Source organism: Pseudomonas sp. S2_C11 (assembly GCF_054668395.1).
In genome coordinates this window covers 527,936-549,973 of the sequence record NZ_CP162765.1, presented here as the reverse complement: position 1 = coordinate 549,973, position 22,038 = coordinate 527,936, and the positions used below count along the sequence as shown (strand labels likewise).

The window sequence follows — 22,038 nt, the reverse complement described above, 5'->3', positions numbered from 1 at the left end:
GAACAGCCGCGCCACTTAAGGTCACACAGATGGACATGCAATCCCGAATTCGCCAGCTATTTCAGGCCAGTATCGACACCAAGCAACAGGCGATGGACGTACTTGCACCGCACATCGAGCAAGCCAGCCAGATCATGGTCAACGCCCTGCTCAACGAAGGCAAAATGCTCTCGTGCGGCAACGGTGGTTCGGCCGGCGATGCCCAGCATTTTTCTTCGGAGCTGCTCAACCGCTTCGAGCGCGAGCGTCCGAGCCTGCCGGCGATTGCGCTGACCACCGACACTTCGACGATCACCTCGATCGCCAACGATTACAGCTACAACGAAGTGTTCTCCAAGCAGATCCGCGCGCTCGGCCAGCCGGGCGATGTATTGCTGGCGATTTCGACCAGCGGCAACTCGGCGAACATTATTCAAGCAATCCAGGCCGCACATGATCGCGAAATGATTGTCGTAGCTTTGACCGGACGCGATGGCGGCGGCATGGCGTCGCTGCTGTTGCCCGAGGACGTCGAGATTCGCGTACCGGCCAACGTCACTGCACGTATTCAGGAAGTCCACTTGCTGGCGATCCATTGCCTTTGCGATCTGATCGACAGCCAACTGTTCGGGAGTGAAGAATGACCCCTAATCGCCTTGGCCTTCTGGCCTTGACCCTGTGCCTCGGCATCAGCGGCTGCACCTCGGTGGTAAATGCCAGCCGTGAAGCGCCGATCGAAGACGACCGTGGCACGCGCACCTTCGGCAGCAAGATCGACGACTCGCTGATCGAAACCAAAGCAGGCGTGAACATCGCCAAGGCCGATCCGGCACTGGACAACGACTCGCACATCGTCATTACCAGCTTCAACGGCGTGGTATTGCTCGCCGGCCAGACGCCACGCGAAGACCTCAAGGCCAAAGCCGAACAGGCCGCCGCCAACGTCCAGCGCGTGAAGAAGGTGCACAACGAGCTGCAAGTGCTGCAACCGTCCTCCCTGCTCGCGCGCCAGAACGACGCGTGGCTGACCACCAAGATCAAGACCCAGATGCTCACCGACGCCAGCATTCCTGGCTCGCGCATCAAAGTCGTGACCGAGAACGGCATCGTCTATCTGCTGGGCCTGCTGACCAAACAGGAAGCCACTCAGGCAACCAATCTGGTTCAGGGTGTGTCCGGTGTGCAGAAGATCGTGAAGCTGTTCGAATACATCGACTGACCTGATTACGCAGGAGTTGTGTAGGGGCTGACGAGTGCAACGAGGCTGCGATCTTTTGATCTTGCTTTTAAAAATCAAAAGATCGCAGCCTCCGGCAGCTCCTACACGACCAATGCAGGCACAAAAAAGGCGATCCATCCGGATCGCCTTTTTTTATTTCACAACCTTCAAGCTTGGCCGGCCACTCGGGCGTGGCGGCTCGCTGCCCGGTGGCGGCGAGTCGTCATCCGGATCGATGTCTTCCTCGTCGTCCATCGGCAACTCGAGGTCAAACACCATGCCCTGGCCGTTCTCCCGGGCGTAGATGCCCAGGATCGCGCTGATCGGCACGTAGAGACTGTGCGGAACACCGCCGAAGCGGCCTTCGAACGTCACCACGTCGTTGTCCATGTGCAGATGACGCACGGCACTGGGCGAGATGTTCAGGACGATCTGGCCGTCACTGGCAAAACCCTGTGGCACCTGCACCGCCGGGTACTCGGAGTTGACCAGCATGTGCGGGGTGCAATCGTTATCCACAATCCACTCGTAGAGCGCGCGGACCAGATAAGGTCGACTGGAGTTCATAGCGGCTCCTTAAGCCTTAGCGCATATCGCGTTCGACACCAGACAGACTCGCCTGGAAAGCCTCACGCGCAAACTGACGCTCCATATAATCAAGCAGCGGCTTGGCCGGCCGCGGCAGTTCAATACCCAGAATCGGCAAACGCCAGAGTATGGGTAATAGGCAGCAATCCACCAGACTTTGTTCCTCACTGAGGAAGAACGGTTTGTCGGCAAACAGCGGCGAAACGCCGGTCAGGCTTTCGCGCAATTCCTTGCGCGCCACGACCCGTGCAGCCTCTTTGCTCTTGGGATCCAGAATCAGATCCACCAGCCCGCACCAGTCACGCTGAATCCTGTGGATCAGCAGACGACTGTTGGCCCGCGCTACCGGATAAACCGGCATCAGCGGCGGGTGCGGGTAACGCTCATCCAGATACTCCATCACCACGGTCGACTCCCACAACGCCAGGTCACGATCGACCAGCGTCGGCAGACTGCCGTAAGGGTTCACCTCAATCAGTTTAGGCGGCTGGCGACCCGCTTCCACGTAAATGATTTCGGCGCTGACACCCTTCTCTGCAAGCACGATGCGCACTCGGTGGGAATAGTGGTCGGCGGGGTCGGAGTAACAGGCCAACCGATTGGTCACGCCCATGGCGATCCTCCTCGCTTGTTGAATTTGTCGGAACCGGAAAAACGCGCGCGCCCAGAGAGCACCTCCCGCAGGGTCTGACTGAGCAGACCCTGCTTTAGCGGAGGCGCCCTTGGGCGCGCGCGATTAACAGCAATGCTTGAAGCGTATCAGTGCACGTCTTTCCAGTATTCACGCTTGAGCAGGTAGGCGAACACAAAGAAGAACGCCAGGTACAGCAAGACATAAGTACCGATGCGCTGATGTTGCAGCTTAACCGGGTTAGCCGAGTAAGCCAGGAAGGTTACCAGATTCTTGACCTTCTCATCGAACTGCTCTTCGTTCAGAGCACCGGACTTCGGCACGATGGTCAACTGATCACACGCTTCATGAGTCAGCGGCGTGCCGGTCAGCGGATCGTATTGCTTCTTGCCGTCCTCGACGATCTGCACCTGCTTGCAGCCGACGACCTGCCGACCTTGCAGGCCGACCAGCACGTTAGGCATGCCGACGTTCGGGAAGACCTTGTTGTTCACGCCCCATGGACGCGCCGGGTCTTCGTAGAACGACTTCAAGTAACCGTAGAGCCAGTCGGTGCCGCGTACCCGCGCTACCAGAGTCAGGTCCGGCGGCGCTGCGCCGAACCAGGTCTTGGCGTCGGCCGGCTGCATGCCGATGTTCATGTGGTCGCCAATCTTGGCACCGGTGAATACCAGCTTCTCCAGCATCAACTCGTGCGGAATGCCGAGGTCATCGGCAACGCGCTCGTAACGCTGGAACTTGGCGCTGTGGCACCCCATGCAATAGTTGGCAAAGGTCCGTGCACCATCCTGCAGGGCGGCTTTGTCGGAGACGTCGATATCGACACTTTCCAGTTCCGGACCATGGCCCCCGGCAGCAAAAGCCAGGGAAGGCAGCGCAGTAAAAATCAGAGCAAGAAATAACTTTTTCATCAGCCAGTCACCCTTTCCGGAACCGGTTTGGTCTTCTCGAGCCGGGTGTAGAACGGCATCAGAATGAAGTAGGCGAAATACAGGAAGGTGCAGACCTGCGACAGCAACGTGCGCCCCGGCGTCGGCGCAAGAACGCCGAGGATGCCGAGAATCACGAAAGAAATGCAGAACACCACCAGCCAGATTTTGCTCATCCAGCCCTTGTAGCGCATCGATCTCACCGGACTGCGATCCAGCCATGGCAGCACGAACAGCACCGCAATCGCCGCGCCCATGGCGATAACGCCCATGAGCTTGTCCGGCACCGCACGCAGGATTGCGTAAAACGGAGTGAAGTACCAGACCGGGGCAATATGCTCAGGCGTCTTGAACGGGTTAGCCGGCTCGAAGTTTGGTTTTTCGAGGAAGTAGCCGCCCATTTCCGGGAAGAAGAACACAATGAAGCAGAAGATGAACAGGAACACCACGACACCGACAATGTCCTTCACCGTGTAGTACGGGTGGAAGGCGATGCCGTCCAGCGGGATACCGTTTTCGTCTTTGTGCTTCTTGATATCGACGCCGTCAGGGTTGTTCGAGCCCACTTCGTGCAGCGCCAGGATGTGCAACACCACCAGACCGAGGATCACGATCGGCAGCGCGACAACGTGCAAGGCGAAGAAGCGGTTCAGGGTGATTCCGGAGATCAGGTAGTCACCACGAATCCACTGGGTCAGGTCATCGCCGATCAGCGGAATCGCGCCGAACAGCGAGATGATCACCTGGGCGCCCCAGTACGACATCTGGCCCCACGGCAGCAGGTAACCCATGAACGCTTCGGCCATCAGCGCCAGGTAGATCAGCATGCCGAACACCCAGACCAGCTCGCGCGGTTTCTGGTACGAACCGTAGAGCAGGCCGCGGAACATGTGCAGATAGACGACGATGAAAAACGCCGAAGCGCCGGTCGAGTGCAGCAGACGCAGGATCGAACCGTACTCGACGTCGCGCATGATGTATTCGACGGAAGCAAATGCCTCTTCTGCCGACGGCGTATAGCTCATCGTCAGCCAGACGCCGGTAACGATCTGGTTGACCAGCACCAGCAGCGCCAGCGAGCCGAAGAAATAGAAGAAGTTGAAGTTTTTTGGTGCGTAATATTTGCTGAGATGGTCTTCCCACATTTTGGTCGCGGGAAAGCGCGCATCAACCCAATCCATGAACTTGCTCATCACGCTTTCTCCGTATCGACGCCAATGACAATCAGGTCATCGGTCTCATAGGAATGCGGGGGAACTGGCAGGTTCAAAGGCGCAGGTTGCGACTTGTAGACGCGGCCAGCCAGATCGTAGTGGGAACCGTGGCACGGGCAGAAATAGCCGCCTACCCAGTCCTTGCCCAGATCCGCAGGTGCCACTTCGGGACGGAAGGTCGGTGAGCAACCCAGGTGCGTACAGATCCCGATCAGCAGGAGAATTTCCGGCTTGATCGAACGTACTTCCGGGTCGACATAAGTGGGTTGCGTGGAGTTTTTGGAGGTCGGATCGGAGAGCTGACCCTCGATCTTCTTGAGATTCCCCAGGATTTCCTCGGTACGGCGGACAATGAACACCGGCTGGCCGCGCCATTCAGCAATCATCTGCTGGCCTGGCTCGATTTTGCTGACATTCACTTTCACCGGTGCACCGGCAGCTTTCGCCTTGGCACTGGGAAACCATGACCCCACGAACGGGACCGCAGCCCCCACCGCTCCTGCAGCACCCACCACGGATGTGGCTGCCACCAGGAAGCGACGCCGGCCTGCATTCACGCCGTCATTGCTCATTCAGTCCTCTCCCATCAGCTTTTTTGGCCTGTTAAATCAGGCGTCTACTAAATAAATCAAATGTTACTTATAAAAATTTTGCCCGAATGGTAATGAAAACCCCCAATTCTGACAAGGTTAATTCCCCGGGGATCAACCCCTCAAGCCTTGGAGTATAGGGGGTCTACGGCTGTGGCAAGTTGTCACAACGCAATTCTTTGATAAATCGCACGCATAAAAAAACGCCCGCTTCCGTGAGGAGGCGGGCGTTCTTTTTTGAACGTGGAAGCGGAATTAACGCTTCGAGTACTGCGGACGCTTACGCGCTTTACGCAGACCAACTTTCTTACGTTCAACTTCACGGGCGTCGCGGGTAACGAAGCCAGCTTTGCGCAGAGCGCTACGCAGGGTTTCGTCGTAGTCCATCAGAGCGCGGGTGATGCCGTGGCGGATTGCGCCAGCCTGACCACTTACACCACCGCCGATCACGGTGACGTAGATGTCGAACTTCTCGACAGTCTCGGTCAGCTCCAGCGGCTGACGAACTACCATGCGGGCAGTTTCGCGGCCGAAGAAGTTATCCAGCGAACGGTTGTTGATGGAGATGTTACCAGTACCCGGACGCAGGAAAACGCGTGCGGTTGCGGTCTTGCGACGGCCAGTGCCGTAATTTTGAGTCGCCGACATAATGAACTATTCCGTTAAATCTTCAGTTCTTGGGGCTGCTGAGCAGTATGAGGGTGTGCAGCGCCCGCATAGACTTTCAGCTTACGGTACATGTCGCGACCCAGTGGGTTTTTAGGCAGCATGCCTTTAACCGCGGTCTCGATCACGCGCTCAGGGGCTTTGGCGATCAGCTTTTCAAAGTTGATCGACTTGATGCCGCCCGGAAAACCGGAGTGGGAGTAGTACATTTTGTCAGTGGTTTTAGCGCCGGTAACACGGATCTGCTCGGCGTTGATGACGACGATGTAGTCGCCGGTGTCAACGTGAGGAGTGTACTCAGGCTTGTGCTTGCCACGCAGACGGCTCGCGATTTCGGTGGCCAGACGACCCAGGGTCTGACCAGCAGCGTCGACGACAAACCAGTCGCGCTTTACTGTTTCCGGTTTAGCAGTAAAAGTTTTCATTCTTTATAGCCTCAGGGGCCGCCTGTAAATAAGACGGCGGATCTTACTGAATAGTGCGTACTTTGACAAGTCAAAGGCAGCCGGATACAGACGCTTTCGGGGGCTCGGGTCGGCGCGTCCGTTCAACGGCAAGATTCTTCGGCGGCGGCGCATCACTTCCACTGCAGAAAGAGGTCGGCAATTATGCAGATTGCGAAAAATTTTTCAACCTGCTTTTATGATTGTTTTGCCCAAGGAGCACCCGATGGACTATCGCCAGCTAGGCCGTACCGACCTGAACGTGAGTGCAATCTGCCTCGGCACCATGACCTGGGGCGAGCAAAACACTGAAGCTGAAGCCTTCGCCCAGATCGAAAGGGCCAAGGAAGCCGGGATCAATTTCCTCGACACTGCCGAAATGTATCCGGTGCCGCCCAAAGCCGAAACCTACGCCACCACCGAGCGCTACATCGGCAATTACTTCAAGAGTCGCGGTGACCGTGCCAACTGGATCCTCGCCAGCAAGATCGCCGGCCCCGGCAACACCATCGATTACATCCGCGACAAGAACCTGCGCCACAACCGCCAGCACATCACCGAGGCGCTGGACGGCAGTCTCAAGCGCCTGCAGACCGATTACATCGATCTGTATCAACTGCACTGGCCGGAACGCAGCACCAACTTTTTCGGACAGCTGGGCTACAAGCACAAGATCGAAGCCAACCTGACGCCGCTGGAAGACACCCTCGAAGCCCTCGACGAACAGGTGAAGGCCGGCAAGATTCGCCACATCGGTCTGTCCAACGAGACGCCGTGGGGCACCATGCGCTTTCTGGCTCTGGCCGAAGCCCGTGGCTGGCCGCGTGCAGTGTCGATCCAGAACCCGTACAACCTGCTCAACCGCAGCTTCGAAGTCGGCTTGGCCGAGATCGCCATCCGCGAACAGTGCGGCCTGCTCGCCTATTCGCCGCTGGCGTTCGGTTTCCTCTCCGGCAAGTACGAGGGTGGCGCCCGTCCAGCGAAAGGACGCCTGAGCCTCTACAGCCGCTTCAGCCGCTATTTCAACCCGCAATCCGAAGCGGCGTGCAGCCGTTACGTTGCATTGGCCCGTGAACACGGTCTGGACCCGGCGCAAATGGCACTGGCCTTCGTGACCCAGCAACCCTTCGTCACCAGCAACATCATTGGCGCGACGACGCTTGAGCAACTGGACAGCAACATTGCCAGTTTTGATCTGAAACTGTCCGATGAAGTGCTGGCCGGGATCGAGGCGATTCACAAGGATCATCCGAATCCCGCGCCGTAACTGACCGCCAAAAGCTTCGCGAGCAGGCTCGCTCCCACAGGTACCGTGATCCCCTGTGGGAGCGAGCCTGCTCGCGAAGGGGCCAGTCGGATTACCTCAACAGCGGAACGCGGAGCGTCCCCGGCGGCATTCCCACGCAGAGCGTGGGAACGATCATCAAAGCGACCGCGCAATAATCTCCTTCATGATTTCATTGGTGCCTGCATAGATCCGCTGCACCCGCGCATCCGCCCACGCCCGGGCCACCGGGTATTCCCACATGAAGCCGTAGCCGCCATGCAGTTGCACGCATTCGTCGAGCACTTTGCATTGCAGGTCGGTGCCCCAATATTTGGCCATCGCCGCCGTCGGCACATCGAGTTTGCCTTGCAGATGCAGCTCCAGGCAGCGGTCGACAAAAACCCGGCCGATCTGGATCTCTGTAGCCATTTCGGCCAGTTTGAAGCGGGTGTTCTGGAAATCGGCAATCGACTTGCCGAACGCCTTGCGATCACGGGTGTAATCCAGCGTCCATTGCAACGCCGCTTCAGCCGAGGCCAGGCCGCCAATCGCCACGGTCAGGCGCTCTTGCGGTAACTCCTGCATCAGATAGGCAAACCCGGCCCCCGCCTGCCCGAGAAGGTTTTCCTTCGGCACGCGCACGTCCTGGAAGAACAATTCGGAGGTGTCCTGCGCTTTCATGCCGACCTTCTCCAGGCGCTTGCCTTTCTCGAAGCCCGGCGTATTCGCCTCCACCAGAAACAGGCTGGTGCCCTTGGCCCCGGCCTTCGGGTCGGTCTTGGCCACCACGATGACCAGATCAGCCAGAAAGCCGTTGGTGATAAAGGTTTTCGAGCCGTTGATCACATATTCGTCACCGTCGAACACCGCCGTGGTTTTCACCCCTTGCAGGTCGGAACCGGCGCCAGGCTCGGTCATGGCAATCGCCGTAACCATTTCGCCCGAGACCAGTTTCGGCAGGTACTTGTGCTTCAGCGCTTCGCTGCCGTAATGCAGGATGTACGGCGCGACGATATCCGAGTGCAGGGAAAAGCCGATGCCGGTGAGTCCCAGGCGCCCGACTTCCTCAATAACCACGGTGCTGTAGAGGAAATCCGCGCCCAGCCCGCCGTACTCCTCCGGCAGATGCGAACAAAGCATCCCCGCCTCCCCCGCCTTGTTCCACAGTGCGCGATCGATGTACCCCTGCTTCTCCCACTGCGCGTGATACGGCACGGCCTCTTTTTCGAGGAAAGTTCGCACACTGTCGCGGAACAATTCGTGTTCGGGGCTGAACAGGGTTCTAGGGATCATGCGGCACCTTTCTTTGTTGTTGGAGGGATTCGGCTCTCAGAGACTAAGCCCCGCTTCCGCTACGGGACACTGGACACATCCGACAAAAAATAAGACGATCCAGCCGTCTGGTGACCACTTTCCCTTATAAAAACAAAACAAAAGTTGAATTATGTCTAAGCACGTCTCCCCGCCCTTGCGGCGCGTCAGCATCCTGGCCATCGACCGGGTTTTCGCTTACACCCTCATGCAGGCCAAGGATTTTTTCCATGTGGCCAGCCTGCGTTACGGCAAACAACTGGGCCACGGCCTGACACCGGCGTTTGAAACGCGCCTGGTCAGCCCGGATGGCAAACCGGTGAAAAGCTTCAGCGACGTGGTCATGCCGGTCGACGGTGGCCTGGAAAACGCCGATGTGATCATCCTCCCGGCGTTCTGGGACGACTTCGATACCCTGTGCGGCCGTTACCCGCAGATCCTGCCATGGCTGCGCGAACAGCATGCGCGCGGTGCGGTGTTGTGCGGCGAAGCTACCGGGGTGTTCTGGCTCGCCGAAGCCGGGCTGCTCAACGGCAAGGAAGCGACCACCTACTGGCGCTTCTTCAATGCCTTCGCCGAACGTTTCCCCAAGGTCTATCTGAATCAGGACAAGCACCTGACCGACGCCGACAATCTCTACTGCGCCGGCGGTACTACCTCGGCCTGCGATCTCTATATCTATCTGATCGAACGCTTCTGCGGCGCGAACGTGGCGCAAGCCGTGGCCCGCGACATCCTCTACGAAGTGCAGCGCAGCTATTCGCCGGGACGTATCGGTTTCGGTGGGCAGAAGCTGCATCAGGACGTGATCATCCTGCAGATCCAGCAGTGGCTCGAAGAGCATTTCGCCGACAAGTTCCGCTTCGAAGACGTCGCCCGCGAGCACGGCATGAGCATCCGCAACTTCATGCGCCGCTTCCAGACCGCCACCGGCGACAAACCGCTGCACTACTTGCAGCGCCTGCGCATCGAGACGGCCAAGGGCCTGCTTTCGGGCACGCGCAAGAGCATCAAGACCATCAGTTATGAGGTCGGTTACGACGATGCGAGCTTCTTCGCGCGACTGTTCCGCCAGCACACTGAACTGTCGCCTAACCAGTATCGGCAGCAGTTTCAGCAGGCTGCGTAACTCAACTGCGCGATCCAATGTGGGAGCGAGCCTGCTCGCGAATACGTACTTACCTGCAACATTGACGTTGCTGACACTGCGCTTTCGCGAGCAGGCTCGCTCCCACAGGGAAAAACTTCAGCGCATAAAAAAGGCCTGCAATCGCAGGCCCTTTTTTTTGTCGCCGAGACTCCGCTTAAGGCTTGTGCGCCCGCGACAGAAACTCGTGGGATTGCATCTCCAGCAGTCGGCTCAGCGTGCGCTGAAACTCGAAGGTCAGGCGTCCGCCGGTGTACAGATCCTTCAACTCGACTTCGGCAGAAATGATCAGTTTGACGTTGCGGTCGTAGAATTCGTCGACCATGTTGATGAAGCGACGGGCGATGTCGTCGGTGGTGACGCTCATCTGTTCGACGCCGCTGAGCAGCACGGCGTGGAAGATCTTGCCCAGTTCGATGTAGTCGTTCTGGCTGCGCGGGCCGTCGCACAGTTCGCGGAAGTCGAACCAGGCCACGTCGTCGCAGGTGCGTGAAGCGCGGATTTCGCGGTTCTCGATGATCAGCACATCGTTTTCCACCGCTGCCGTGCACTCCGGCGTCAGCGCCTTGAAGCTCTTGCGCAGGCTTTCGTGGGCGGCTTCGTCGAGCGGATAGTGGAACAGCTCGGCTTGCTCGAGGTGACGCAGACGATAGTCAACACCGCTGTCGACGTTGACGATCTCGGTGTTCTGCTTGATCAACGCGATGGCCGGGAGGAAGCGCGCGCGCTGCAGGCCATCCTTGTACAGGCCGTCCGGAACGATGTTCGACGTCGCGACCAGGGTCACGCCGTTCTTGAACAACTCCTCCATCAGCGTGCCGAGGATCATCGCGTCGGTGATGTCGGAGACGAAGAATTCATCGAAGCAGATCACCCGCGACTCGGCCGCGAAGCGCTTGGCGATGATGGTCAGCGGGTTTTTCTCGCCGCCCAGGGTCTTCATTTCTTCGTGCACACGCTTCATGAAGCGGTGGAAGTGCGTGCGGGTCTTTTCCTTGAACGGCAATGCTTCGAAGAAGGTGTCGACCAGGTAAGTCTTGCCACGACCGACGCCGCCCCAGAAATACAGGCCCTTGACCGGTGCCTGATCCTTTTTGCCAAACAGCTTGCCGAGCAAGCCCGGCTTGTTCTGGTCAGCGGCGATCAAGTCGTCGTACAGACGCTGCAAGTGACGCACAGCAGTTTCCTGCGCGGCGTCATGGAAGAAGTCCGGGCGTTTCAGATCAGCTTGATATCGTTCTAGGGGCGTCATAATTCGTTAGCAAGGCAACAAAAACGGGCCGTCACTGTAGCGACGGCCTGTGGGAATGGCAATCGGCCCTTGGTCGGGTCGTGCCGCCGATCAGTCTTGAGCTGGAGTCAGCGCGACGCGCAACGCCTCGATGGCGGCGTCCCGCGCACCGATGTCGGCAAACGCCGGGCTGTCGCCCACGCACTCACCGGCCAGCCAGACGCTGAAGCTCAGTTCTTCAGTACGCACATCCAGGGGCTCGCCGGACTGCAACTGTTTGGTCGCCTGGCCGGCGGTTTTGCCGTCGGCGAAGTTACGCGACAGCAGCAATTGCTCGCCATCGGCCGCCAGCAGACGGAAACGGAAGCTGCCGTCGTCCTCGCGGAAGCTGACGAAACGTGCGGCTTTCGCGGCTTTCTTCTTGGTAGTCGCGGCCACCTGAACCTGATTGACGAAAGAACGCAGGCCAACGGCTTCACGCAATTCGTTGAGGAACGGAGTGGCCACGGCGCGAGCCTTCTTCGCACCAATCTGCAGGATGTCTTCCAGGTCCGCCGGACGCTCGATCAACTGGTGATACTTCTCGCGCGCCTCGCCCAGCTCATTGTCGAGCAACTGGAACAGGCGATTCTTCGCCTCGCCCCAACCCAGACCACCGAGCAGTTCGCTGCGGAATTCGTCAGCCTGCGCCGGGGTGGCGAAGGCCTGGAACAGAGTGAACAGGTGCGAGTTATCGGGATCTTTCGCTTCGCCCGGGGCCTTGGAGTCGGTGACGATCCGCGAGATCGCGTCCTTCATTTCTTTCGCGCTGCTGAACAGCGGAATGGTGTTGTCGTAGCTCTTCGACATCTTGCGACCGTCGAGGCCTGGCAAGGTCGCCACGCTTTCTTCGATCAGCGCTTCGGGCATGGTGAAGAACTCTTTGCCCTGGCCGAACAGATGGTTGAAACGCTGACCGATATCGCGGGCCATTTCCACGTGCTGAATCTGATCGCGACCGACCGGCACCTTGTGCGCGTTGAACATCAGGATGTCCGCTGCCATCAGCACCGGGTAGCTGTAGAGGCCCATGGTGATGCCGGCATCCGGGTCTTCACCGGTTTCGAGGTTCTTGTCCACCGACGCCTTGTAAGCGTGCGCACGGTTGAGCAGGCCCTTGGCGGCGACGCAAGTCAGCAGCCAGGTCAGCTCGGGGATTTCCGGGATGTCGGACTGGCGGTAGAACGTCACGCGGTCGACATCGAGGCCACCGGCCAGCCAGGTCGCGGCGATTTCCAGACGCGAGCGCTGGATGCGCAGCGGGTCATCGCATTTGATCAGGGCGTGGTAATCGGCCAGAAAATAGAACGAATCTGCCTGGCTGTCGCGGCTGGCGAGGATTGCCGGGCGAATGGCCCCAGCGTAGTTGCCCAGGTGCGGCGTGCCAGTGGTGGTGATGCCGGTGAGAATGCGGGTACGGTTGGTCATGGGTAATCGCTTGTCAGACTGCAATCAATTCGAGAGACGCGGCAGCAGCAGATCCTTGAGATCGGTCAGCTTGCCGTGAAAAAAGTGTCCGCATTCTGCCACTTTCAGCAGCTCATGGGGGCGCTGGAGTTGTTCCGACCACTGGTAGACCAGTTGCGGATCGATGACTTCATCGGTTTCCGGCTGGATCACGGTCAACCCGCCGTGCTGCGGCAGTTGATCCTCCTCGCCCAGACGCATCACCGCCGGGGCAACCATGAACAGGTGCTCAAGCTGCACGCCCTGGGCTTCGAGACGGCCGCCGAGACTTGCTGCAACAAATCCGCCGAAGGAGAAACCGAACAGGGTCAGCGGCAGATCCGGGTGTTTTTCCCGCAGCCATGTGGCGGCGGCCTGGGCGTCGTCGACTTCACCGGTGCCCATGTCGTGCGTGCCCTGGCTGGCGCCGACGCCGCGATAGTTGAAACGCAAGGTGATCAGGCCTGCATCGCGCGCGGTGCGCTGCAGGGTCGAGACGACCTTGTTGAGCATGGTGCCGCCCTGTACCGGGTTCGGATGGCAGATCAGCGCGATGCCGCGCGGCTGCTCGTTATCCAGATACAAAGCCTCAATTTGGCCGACAGGGCCGTCAATCACTACAGGGGTTTCACGCATCAGCAAGGGAGGAACTCCGTGACCTCGAATCGGGTCGACTCGTCTAGCAAATTGTCTGTGCCAATCTATTGCGAGTGAATCGCGGTATACAGCGCAGGTTCGAGCCGTTAACGTAAAGCAAAGCCGTTTATAGAGGAAGGACTCGTGGAACACTCGCTCTTAGTTTGGTTGTTACCGACTCTTGCCCTGGTTGTGGGTGTCGCCATTGGATTCCTGATCGCGCGCGTTGCGCCGAACGCCGCACCGAGCCGCACGCAGCGTCAACTGGATGATATCCAGGAGCGTTTCGACAGTTATCAGAACGAAGTGGTCACCCACTTCAACAGCACCGCGATGCTGGTCAAGAAACTGACCCAGAGCTATCAGGAAGTGCAGGACCACCTCGCCGAGGGCGCCAATCGTCTGGCCCTGGACGAGCAGACCCGCCAGCGCCTGATCGCCGCCCTGCACGCCGACGCAGCGCAAGCACCTCGCGAACGCCTGACGCCACCGCGCGATCAGGAGCCACCGCGTGACTACGCACCGAAATCGCCAAATTCCCCTGGCATGCTCGATGAACATTATGGTTTGAAGAAGTAAGCAGTCTTCGCTGCGAACAAAAAGCCCCCGGACATTGCTGTTGTCCGGGGGCTTTTTTGTATCGGCTGATTTTGCGGTCACAACGCTGGCCTCTTCGCGGGCAAGCCCGCTCCCACAGGGGTCAGGTGTGGAACACAGACTTTGTGGCCACCGCCAATACCGGTGGGAGCGGGCTTGCCCGCGAAGAGGCCGGCACTGCCCAGACAAAAAAATGCCCGATCACAGGATCGGGCATTTCTTCATTCAGGCAATCGCTTATGGATACTGCTGCACCGTACCCGGCTGTTGCTGCTGACCACCATACTGCTGGCCCGGAATCGCCTTCAGGTTGACTTCGACCCGGCGGTTCTGCGCGCGGCCATTCACGTCGCCGTTGCTGGCAATCGGGTTATCCGGGCCGGCGCCACGGGCCGACAGGTTGGCACCGCTGACACCTTGCGAGGTCAGGTAGGTCGCCACGCTCTGCGCACGACGCTGTGACAGGTCCATGTTGTGCTGGCGGCTGCCGGTGCTGTCGGTGTAACCGACGATTTCGATCTGGTTCTGGTTGAACTCCTTCAGCGAGTTGGCCAGGTTGTTCAACGGCTGGTAGAAACTCGGGGCAATGTTCGCCGAATCGGTGGCGAAGGTGATGTTGCCCGGCATGATCAGCTTGATCTGATCGCCCTGCCGCTGCACTTCAACGCCAGTGTTGGCCATGCTCGCGCGCAGTTTCTTTTCCTGCTGGTCGGCGTAGTAGCCGTAGCCGGCAGCGGAGGCACCGACGACAGCAGCGCCGATCAAGGCGCCCTTGCCACGGTTGTCGTGACCGATGGCGGCACCGGCGAGTGCGCCGGCCAGTGCACCGAGGCCACCGTATTTGGCGGTTTTGCTCATGCCTTGCGAGCCACCGTCGGCCTGACCCTGATTGTCATACGGATTAGGCGAGGCGCAGCCGGACAGCACGGCCACGGCAGTAGCGACAATAATCAAACGACGCGTGGTGAACATGGAGAGCTCCTGGTTTTCTGCATTCTGTGGTGCAGCGGCCACTGATCAATCAATGGACCTGCGCGGGCGTTGGATCATGACAATGCCTAAAAATTCCGCCCGCTGCCCGTGACAAAAAATTCAGGCACGCACAAACGGGTTCTCGCGCATCTCATCACCCAGACGCGTGTCCGGGCCGTGCCCGGTGACAACCGTTGCGTCCTCGTCCAGCGTATACAGCCGCTGCTTGATCGAACGCACGATGGTCGCCTGATCGCCACCCCACAAATCCGTACGCCCTACCCCGCGACGAAACAGCGTGTCGCCGGCTATCAACAGCTTAGCCTCGGAAAACCAAAAGCTCATGGACCCGGGTGTATGTCCCGGCGTGTGCAGTGCCACACCGCAACCGCAGGCTAGTTCTTCGTCATCGCTCAACCAGCGATCCGGCGATGGAACCGGGGTGTAAGGCACGCCGAACATTTGGCATTGCATCTCCAGATTGTCCCAAAGGAACTGGTCTTCCTTGTGCAGATGCAGGGTCGCGCCGGTTTTCTCCTTCATCTGCCCGGAAGCGAGAAAGTGATCGAGATGCGCGTGGGTGTGGATGATGCTGACGACTTTCAGGCCATGGGCATCGAGGCGCGCCATGATCAGGTCCGGGTTGCCGCCGGGATCGACGACGATGGCTTTTTTGGTGAGTGGGTCGCCGATGATCGTGCAGTTGCACTGGAGCGGGCCGACGGGGAAGGTTTCGCGGATAAGCGCAGGGCTGGGCGTGATCATGGAAAAATCCTGGACAGGGTCAACGCCGTTGGCAACGGCCGATGGCGAATTTTACCGTCGCTAGAGCAATAACCCCAACGCCTTCGCCCGCGCCACTGCCTGCGTACGCCGCTCGACCCCCAGCTTGCTGTTGATATGGCTGGCGTGGGTTTTCACCGTGTGCAGGGAAATGAACAACTGCTCGCTGATTTCCTGATTGGAACAGCCTTGGGCGATCAGGCGCAGCACCGCCAGTTCGCGGCTGCTGAGTTGTTCGGTAGCGGAGCTTTCCACGGCCGGGCGTGGCGCGGCTGTTGGAAAATGCGTGAGCAATTGCTGGCCGACCGCGTTGCAAGTGAGCGCCTGCAATTGTCCGCGCAACCAGTCGGCATGGTTTTTCAGCAGCGCATCAAAAGGCTGGTAAACGCCGCCGGCCGCAGCTTCCAGCGTCTGACTCAACACCTTGCGCGCATCGGGCTCGCGTCCACTCGACAGCAACAGCGCCACCTTCTGCGTCAACGCCATCACACTGAGCAACTGGCGTCCGGTCCGCTGGCCGTTTTCATGCAACACGTTCAGCCGCCCTTCGGCGAGCATAGGCTGCCCCTGAATCACATCGAGCAGCGCCTGTTGAAGTTCCACATGCAGCGGCAGCTGTGGATGAAACTCCGGTGGCGCCGCAGCGTTTTCGCCGGTGTAGGTCTGGCCCAATCGTGCAAGCCACGCCTCGGCGAGATCAATCCGGCCCTGGGCCAGCCACAGCTCGCATTTGACCAGGGTGATCATCGCCAGATAGTAGATCGGCGGCACGTCCCAGATGTGCATCAGGCGTTCGGCTTCGGCGAGTTCGGCGAAGGCCTTGGCGAACTCGCCGCTGGCGCCGTCGAGGCGGGCAATCACGCAGTGGCCGATCAGCACGCTGATGTCGCGACAGGCGCGCGCCTCGCCAATGCCGGCCAGCAGACGCACGCGTGCGGCTTGCGGCTGCAAACGCATCGCCAGCAGGAAACCTTCGTACAACGTCAGCCGCGCGCGTACAGCGTACAGGCGTTGCGGCGACAGACCGCGCAAGCGTTCCAGGCCCTGATGCACTTCATCGAGCGCACGCAGAATCTCGCCCCTCGATTGCAAGACTCGAGCTCTGTCGTAGTGAGCCAACGCTTCGAATAATGGATTGCCGACCCGTTGCGCCAGCTCGAGGGATTCACGGTTCAGGCCACGGGCGCGCCACAGATCACCGTCGGCGATCGCCAGATTGGACAAGGTCGACAGGCACATCAGCCGCTGGCCATAACGCTTGGCCGGCAGGCTCTCCAGCGCTTCACTGCAATAACGCAGGGTCAAATCGCGATGGCCGCGCCCGCGAGCGATGATCCCGCTCAGCGCCAGCCATTGCGCCAGCATGGATTTTTGCGCGGTGGCCGAAGGCGCCGGCAGGAAACGGCTCAAATGGCTGGCCAGCTCTTCAGCGGCGTCGAGCTGACAGGCCAGCCCCAGCGCCCAGCTGTAGAGCACGATCAGCCGTGGCGTGCTGATCAGCAGGCTGTCGGGCAAGTCCATTTTCCAGCGCAGCAGCATGCCGACGTTCTGCTCGGCGAGCAGCTGTTCTTCGGACAGGTTCTGTACCAGATTCGCCGCGACGTCGAGATGCCCGGCACGCAACGCCTGCTCCACCGCTTCGTCGAGCAGGCCTTGCGCATTGAACCAGCGGCAGGCGCGCAAATGCAGGGTAGCGTTGGGCACCATCGCCTGGGCGATCGGCCGGCTGCGCAACAAGTCAGAAAACAAATGGTGATAGCGATACCAGTGACCGTGCTCGTCCAGCGGCACCAGAAACACTTGGTGAGCGAGGAGAAAGCGCAGGATCTCGGCGCTGTCGTGGGCTTCGCGGACGGCGTCGCACAGCTCGCTGCAAAAGCGTTCCTGCGGAGCGGTTTCGTAGAGGAAGGATTGCACTTCGGCGGGCAGGCAATCGATGACTTCTTCGAGCAGATAGTCGCGAATCAGCCCTTCCCCGCCGTTCAATGCTTGCGGCAGCGCGGCATCGTTGCCCGCCTCGGCCACCGCCAGCAGCCAGAAGCGCAGGCCGGCGACCCAGCCTTCGCTGCGCTGGATCAGGCTTTCCAGTGCTTCGCCGCGCAGTGAGCTGCTGTGGCGGTCGAGCAAGGTCAGGGCTTCGTCGTGGGTCAGGCGCAAGTCCTGTTCGTGCAGCTCGAGCAACTGCCGCGACAGGCGCAGACGCGCCAGATGCCAGTCCGGGCGCTGACGGCTGGTGACCATCACCAGCAAGCCATCGGGTAGATGATTGAGGAAGAATTGCAGGCAACGATCCAGCACCGGCCCCTGAGCGAGGTGGTAGTCGTCGAGCACCAGCAGCAGCGGTGCAGCAGGATCGAGGTGCAGCGCCAGCTCATCGAGCAGACCGTCGAGCCATTCTTCAAAAGCGAATGGCTGATGACGCTGACGCATTTTCAGCAGACCAAGAGCGCCAGCGCCCAAGGCCGGAAAGTAGTCCTGCAGACCTTCGAGCAAGCGCTCAAGAAAGCGTCCGGGATCGCTGTCACGCGGACTCAAGCCCAGCCAGAGACTTTGCCAATGCGCCGGCAGGCTCTGACAGAACTCCACTGCCAGCGAGCTTTTGCCGAACCCGGCCGGGGCGCTGACCAGCAGCAACCGACCTCCGAGCCCGGCCTGCAGACGCTGGCAAAGGCGCGGCCGCAAGACATAGCCATCAGGCAGCGGCGGGCGAAAAAAACGCCCGTCCAGTGCTGCGACGGTGATGCTTGCGGGACCCGGAAGTGGGGACAGATCAGTCATGGCCGGCTCTTGTTCGAAGGCGATTGGCGGCGTTGCAGATGTCCGCAGCCTAGCCTTAAACGAAGAGGTAATGAAGGTCGCTGCTACAAATGGCTACAAAAAGCCTACACAGCGCCGCCAAAATCCGGCATCACCGACCAATCGCGACCACGATGAATCCGTGTAGGAGCTGCGGCGTGAAACCGCACGCAAAAAAACGCCCCGAACCGGTCGGGGCGTTTTCACGAGGATGCGGCCTCGGGTTTACGCAGGTTTAGCGAACACCATCCTGACGCAGAGCGGCCGGGGTGAAGTCGCTGGTGGTGGCGGTGAAGCCGAAGTCATACGCCTGCTTCTCTTCGTTCTTCATGCCCAGTGCCAGATAGCGGCCGGACTGCAGGTCGTAGAGGGTTTCGAGGGCGTACCACGGCACTTGCTTGTCGTAGTAGTTCTCGGCATGCGCCTCGGCTACACGCCACAGTTGGCCGCGACCGTCATAGTGGTCGATGACCGCTGCCTGCCAGGTGTCCTCGTCGATGTAGAAGTCACGCTTGGCGTAGATGTGGCGCTGGCCTTCCTTCAGGGTCGCGACCACGTGCCAGACGCGGCGCAGCTCGTAGCGAGCCAGGTCCTGGTTGATGTGACCGGCCTTGATGATGTCCGAGTACTTCAGTTTCGGATCGTCGAGCTTGTAGCTGTCGGAGGCGATGTACATCTCTTTCTTGCCTTCGAGCTTCCAGTCGTAACGATCCGGCGCGCCGTTGTACATGTCGAGGTTGTCCGAGGTACGCAGGCCGTCGGCGGCAGTACCCGGGCCGTCATACGACACTTGCGGTGCACGGCGCACACGACGCTGCCCGGCGTTGTAGACCCACGCCGAACGCGGCTCTTTGACCTGGTCGAGCGTCTCGTGCACCAGCAGTACGCCACCGGCCAGACGCGCCGGCGCGGTCACTTTCTGCTTGAAGTAGAACAGGATGTTGCCCGGGTTCGCCGGATCGTAGTCCTTCATCTTGTCGCGGAACACGAACTGATCCTGGAAGTACACCAGGCTGTACGAGCCGTTCGGTTGCGGCGTGGCCTGGGTCACCAGACGGGTCACGCTGCCGCCGCGATAGCGGGTGATGTGGTTCCAGATCACTTCCACACCGGTTTTCGGGATCGGGAATGGTACGGCGGTATCGAAGTTTTCCAGACCGTTGCCGCCGGACACCAGGTTGGTGCTGGTGGCGTTCTTCTTGATCGCGGCGAACACGTCATCCGGCACGGTGGCGCCGCGATGGGACGGATAGACCGGCATCTTGAAGGTTTCCGGGTAGCGCTTGAACATCGCGTACTGGCCCGGCGCAAGCTTGTCCTTGTACTTGTCGACATCCTTGGCGGTGATGGTGAACAGCGGCTGCTCACTGGCGTAAGGGTTGGACAGGAAGCCCTTGCTGTCGACGCTGCCGGCATTTTTCGGCAGCGGTTTCCAGGCCGGGATCGAACCGTCGGCATTACCGGCCATTTCCGCGCCCATCGGCGTCAGGCTCTTGCCCAGTTTATCCGCTTCGGCAGCAGGCACCGCCGCCATGACACTGGTCGCCAGCAGCGACAGGCCCAGAACACCGGCGTGGAACAGACTCTTTGTTATTTTCATAAATTCGTTCGTCCTGAAATGCAGTGCTTAGAAGTTCACGCCGAAGCTGAGCGCCACGAAGTCGCGGTCATCCACGGTGGTGTACTTGCCGTCGAAGAAATTGGTGTAAGCCAGGCTCGCGGTGTAGGTGTTCTGGTATTCGGCGTCGACGCCCAGGCTGACCGCTTTGCGACCTTCCTCGAAGTTGCCGCCAGGGCCTGGCGAATAACCGCTCACGTCGTGGGACCAGGCCACGTTCGGCTTCAGGTTCACACCGGCAAACACGTCGTTGTATTCCCAGATCGCCCGACCACGGTAGCCCCACGACATCGACGTGGTGAAGCCGTCGTTTTCGCAATTGCGGCTGCGGTTGTTCTGCGGCGAACCGGGACCGGCGCCGTTGATCGTGCTGTTGTTGAGGATGTTGGCGCAGGTATCGACTGTGCCAGTAGCCGGCAACTCACCCGGACCGTAGACCGGATCGCGGCCATAACGCTTGTCGGAACGGCTTTCCAGGCCACCGACGTAGGTCGCGCCGACTTCACCAACGAGGGTCAGACGGCTGGCGCCCATGACCTGATCGAAGAAGTGCGTGAAGGTCGTCTGGATCTGGGTGATTTCCTTGCGCTCATAGCCATGCAGGTCCTGACCCGGCACGCCAGTGAGCAACGAAGCGTTGGTCAGCGCGCCGCCCAGTGGACGCACGCCGGCAAACAGGATGTCGGTGGAGTTCAGTTGCACCGGCGCGTTCGGACGATAGCTGATCTCACCGCTCCACGCCGTACCGGTAGGCAGAGTGGTGGAGAAGCTCAGACCGTAGAGGCGAATGTCTTCCGGGTATTCGATGAAGTAGTTCGAGTTGCCCGCGACCAGCAGGGGTGCGAGTGCGGCGAACGGCCCCGGCAGCGCGGCGGCAGTGTTGTAGACCGACTGGGGTGCGCCGGTTGCACTGAAGATCGGCGCACGGCTGTGGTAGTTCATGAAGTAGGCACCGAACTCGGTGTCGAGTGGCTCGAACATGTATTTGAGGGACGCGCCCCACTGACCGCTGTCGCGCGCGTCACGGTCCGGCCCACGGCGCACCAGCACGCCTTCTTGGTCGACGTTCACACCGTTGGCGGCCAACGGCCCCAAAGCGATCGCCGGAATCTGCGAACGCTTGTTCAGTACGCGCAGATTGCTGTCGCAACCGTCAGCAACGATGTCCGGCTGGGAGAAGAAGGTGCCGCAGTTGTCGACGACGGTCTGGTCCCATTCCAGTTGGTAGAACGCTTCGGCCGAGAGGTTATCGGTGAGGCTCTGCGACACATAGAACATGTTGACCGGAATCAGGCCTTCCTTGATCTCGGCGCCCGGACGACGGAACGCGGAGACGTCGATCGGGTTGATCGAGTTGATGCCACCGCCGATGAAGGTACTTTCACCCCAGCTCACTACCTGCTTGCCCAGACGCACGGAGCCCGGCTGATCGGCAATCGCGTAGTTGTGGTAGACGAAGGCGTCGAGGATCTGCCCGCCGGAGGACTTGGCGCCCTCTTTGCGGTTGCTGTCGCTGATGTCCTTGAACTGACGGCTCTCGTCCTTCAGTTCGAAGTCGTACCAGTATTTGCCACGGACGAACACGCCGGTGTCGCCGTATTTCAATTCAAGGTCATGGATGCCCTTGAAGATCTTCGAAAAGGTTTCGCCGCTCTTGAAGTTGGCGTGCCCGTCATCGGAAGTCTGCGACAGGCCACGGCCGCCGTTGTTGACGCCGATAAGGTTCTTGTTCGGGCTCTGAGTAGACCAACTGGCACCGATCGACAGGGACGAGTCGAACTGGCCTTCGATTTCACCGACGTTGAAACTGACGCCGAATGCAGGCCCGGCGAGCGAGGAGGCAAGACTGACCGCCAGAGGCAGTTTCGCCCGGCGCCAGAACTGGTTTACTGAGGTCATCGACGCTACTCCATGTGCATTATTGTTATGGCAGTGA

21 protein-coding genes are annotated in these 22,038 nt (G+C 59.8%); 5 read left to right on the top strand and 16 right to left on the bottom strand.

The window, feature by feature from the left end; translation table 11 throughout:
* Positions 1 to 29: 29 nt before the first annotated feature.
* Together AB4N48_RS02660 and AB4N48_RS02655 are read left to right on the top strand one after the other, a co-directional pair.
* Positions 30 to 623: a phosphoheptose isomerase gene (locus AB4N48_RS02660; protein ID WP_008082788.1), complete on the top strand. Its 594-nt coding sequence runs from the start codon at positions 30 to 32 to the stop codon at positions 621 to 623.
* A complete protein-coding gene (locus tag AB4N48_RS02655) occupies positions 620 to 1,198 on the top strand; it encodes a BON domain-containing protein (RefSeq protein WP_024014250.1) in 579 nt (192 codons plus the stop codon). The genes AB4N48_RS02660 and AB4N48_RS02655 overlap by 4 nt, the downstream gene beginning before the upstream one ends.
* A 153-nt stretch (positions 1,199 to 1,351) precedes the next feature.
* Here the strand turns inward: AB4N48_RS02655 and AB4N48_RS02650 are convergent, their stop codons facing one another.
* The 7 genes from AB4N48_RS02650 to rplM all read right to left on the bottom strand — a co-directional run bounded on the left by AB4N48_RS02650 (position 1,352) and on the right by rplM (position 6,241).
* Positions 1,352 to 1,765, bottom strand: coding sequence for a ClpXP protease specificity-enhancing factor (locus AB4N48_RS02650; RefSeq protein WP_016773263.1), 414 nt, complete (start codon positions 1,763 to 1,765; stop codon positions 1,352 to 1,354).
* A 16-nt stretch (positions 1,766 to 1,781) separates the two neighbouring features.
* Entirely contained in the window at positions 1,782 to 2,399 is a 618-nt protein-coding gene (locus AB4N48_RS02645; RefSeq protein WP_007961620.1) for a glutathione S-transferase N-terminal domain-containing protein, read from the bottom strand.
* A gap of 146 nt (positions 2,400 to 2,545) precedes the next feature.
* Positions 2,546 to 3,328 (bottom strand): cytochrome c1, encoded by a 783-nt coding sequence (locus AB4N48_RS02640; RefSeq protein ID WP_016773262.1) that lies wholly within the window; start codon positions 3,326 to 3,328, stop codon positions 2,546 to 2,548.
* Positions 3,328 to 4,539 (bottom strand): cytochrome b, encoded by a 1,212-nt coding sequence (locus AB4N48_RS02635; RefSeq protein ID WP_016773261.1) that lies wholly within the window; start codon positions 4,537 to 4,539, stop codon positions 3,328 to 3,330. Before AB4N48_RS02635 ends, AB4N48_RS02640 begins: the two co-directional genes overlap by 1 nt.
* On the bottom strand, positions 4,539 to 5,132 hold the full coding sequence (gene petA / locus AB4N48_RS02630) for a ubiquinol-cytochrome c reductase iron-sulfur subunit (RefSeq protein ID WP_007917031.1): 594 nt from the start codon (positions 5,130 to 5,132) through the stop codon (positions 4,539 to 4,541). Before petA ends, AB4N48_RS02635 begins: the two co-directional genes overlap by 1 nt.
* Before the next feature lie 273 nt (positions 5,133 to 5,405).
* Entirely contained in the window at positions 5,406 to 5,798 is a 393-nt protein-coding gene (rpsI, locus tag AB4N48_RS02625; protein WP_003228056.1) for a 30S ribosomal protein S9, read from the bottom strand.
* 14 nt (positions 5,799 to 5,812) lie between these two features.
* On the bottom strand, positions 5,813 to 6,241 hold the full coding sequence (rplM, locus tag AB4N48_RS02620; protein ID WP_003228062.1) for a 50S ribosomal protein L13: 429 nt from the start codon (positions 6,239 to 6,241) through the stop codon (positions 5,813 to 5,815).
* A gap of 244 nt (positions 6,242 to 6,485) precedes the next feature.
* Here rplM and AB4N48_RS02615 point away from each other — a divergent pair, with 244 nt between their 5' ends.
* The gene (locus tag AB4N48_RS02615; protein WP_460094744.1) at positions 6,486 to 7,526 is read left to right on the top strand and encodes an NADP(H)-dependent aldo-keto reductase; all 1,041 of its coding nucleotides are present in this window, start codon (positions 6,486 to 6,488) and stop codon (positions 7,524 to 7,526) included.
* A 156-nt stretch (positions 7,527 to 7,682) separates the two neighbouring features.
* Here AB4N48_RS02615 and AB4N48_RS02610 read toward each other — a convergent pair whose 3' ends face one another.
* A complete protein-coding gene (locus AB4N48_RS02610; protein ID WP_460094743.1) occupies positions 7,683 to 8,819 on the bottom strand; it encodes an acyl-CoA dehydrogenase family protein in 1,137 nt (378 codons plus the stop codon).
* A 250-nt stretch (positions 8,820 to 9,069) separates the two neighbouring features.
* Here AB4N48_RS02610 and AB4N48_RS02605 point away from each other — a divergent pair, with 250 nt between their 5' ends.
* A complete protein-coding gene (locus AB4N48_RS02605) occupies positions 9,070 to 9,966 on the top strand; it encodes a GlxA family transcriptional regulator (protein ID WP_163012735.1) in 897 nt (298 codons plus the stop codon).
* Positions 9,967 to 10,141: 175 nt separating this feature from the next.
* Here the strand turns inward: AB4N48_RS02605 and zapE are convergent, their stop codons facing one another.
* The 3 genes from zapE to AB4N48_RS02590 form a co-directional block, all read right to left on the bottom strand.
* Complete coding sequence (gene zapE, locus AB4N48_RS02600; RefSeq protein WP_460094741.1) at positions 10,142 to 11,236, bottom strand: cell division protein ZapE; 1,095 nt, start codon at positions 11,234 to 11,236, stop codon at positions 10,142 to 10,144.
* Positions 11,237 to 11,326: 90 nt separating this feature from the next.
* Entirely contained in the window at positions 11,327 to 12,682 is a 1,356-nt protein-coding gene (locus AB4N48_RS02595) for a tryptophan--tRNA ligase (RefSeq protein ID WP_041479971.1), read from the bottom strand.
* Between the two features lie 24 nt (positions 12,683 to 12,706).
* The gene (locus tag AB4N48_RS02590) at positions 12,707 to 13,336 is read right to left on the bottom strand and encodes an alpha/beta hydrolase (protein ID WP_252878192.1); all 630 of its coding nucleotides are present in this window, start codon (positions 13,334 to 13,336) and stop codon (positions 12,707 to 12,709) included.
* Between the two features lie 144 nt (positions 13,337 to 13,480).
* On the opposite strand from AB4N48_RS02590, the gene AB4N48_RS02585 reads away from it, so the two are divergent.
* Positions 13,481 to 13,915, top strand: a complete 435-nt coding sequence (locus AB4N48_RS02585; RefSeq protein ID WP_016773251.1) for a Z-ring associated ZapG family protein — start codon at positions 13,481 to 13,483, stop codon at positions 13,913 to 13,915.
* 255 nt (positions 13,916 to 14,170) lie between these two features.
* Here AB4N48_RS02585 and AB4N48_RS02580 read toward each other — a convergent pair whose 3' ends face one another.
* From AB4N48_RS02580 to AB4N48_RS02560, 5 genes are all read right to left on the bottom strand, one after another.
* The gene (locus tag AB4N48_RS02580; protein ID WP_041479972.1) at positions 14,171 to 14,905 is read right to left on the bottom strand and encodes an OmpA family protein; all 735 of its coding nucleotides are present in this window, start codon (positions 14,903 to 14,905) and stop codon (positions 14,171 to 14,173) included.
* A 120-nt stretch (positions 14,906 to 15,025) separates the two neighbouring features.
* Positions 15,026 to 15,667: an MBL fold metallo-hydrolase gene (locus AB4N48_RS02575; protein WP_162245422.1), complete on the bottom strand. Its 642-nt coding sequence runs from the start codon at positions 15,665 to 15,667 to the stop codon at positions 15,026 to 15,028.
* Between the two features lie 63 nt (positions 15,668 to 15,730).
* A complete protein-coding gene (locus AB4N48_RS02570) occupies positions 15,731 to 18,466 on the bottom strand; it encodes a LuxR C-terminal-related transcriptional regulator (RefSeq protein ID WP_056790235.1) in 2,736 nt (911 codons plus the stop codon).
* Between the two features lie 253 nt (positions 18,467 to 18,719).
* A complete protein-coding gene (locus tag AB4N48_RS02565) occupies positions 18,720 to 20,084 on the bottom strand; it encodes a DUF1329 domain-containing protein (protein ID WP_024014265.1) in 1,365 nt (454 codons plus the stop codon).
* Between the two features lie 27 nt (positions 20,085 to 20,111).
* A complete protein-coding gene (locus AB4N48_RS02560; RefSeq protein WP_073473478.1) occupies positions 20,112 to 22,001 on the bottom strand; it encodes a DUF1302 domain-containing protein in 1,890 nt (629 codons plus the stop codon).
* Between the last annotated feature and the right edge of the window lie 37 nt (positions 22,002 to 22,038).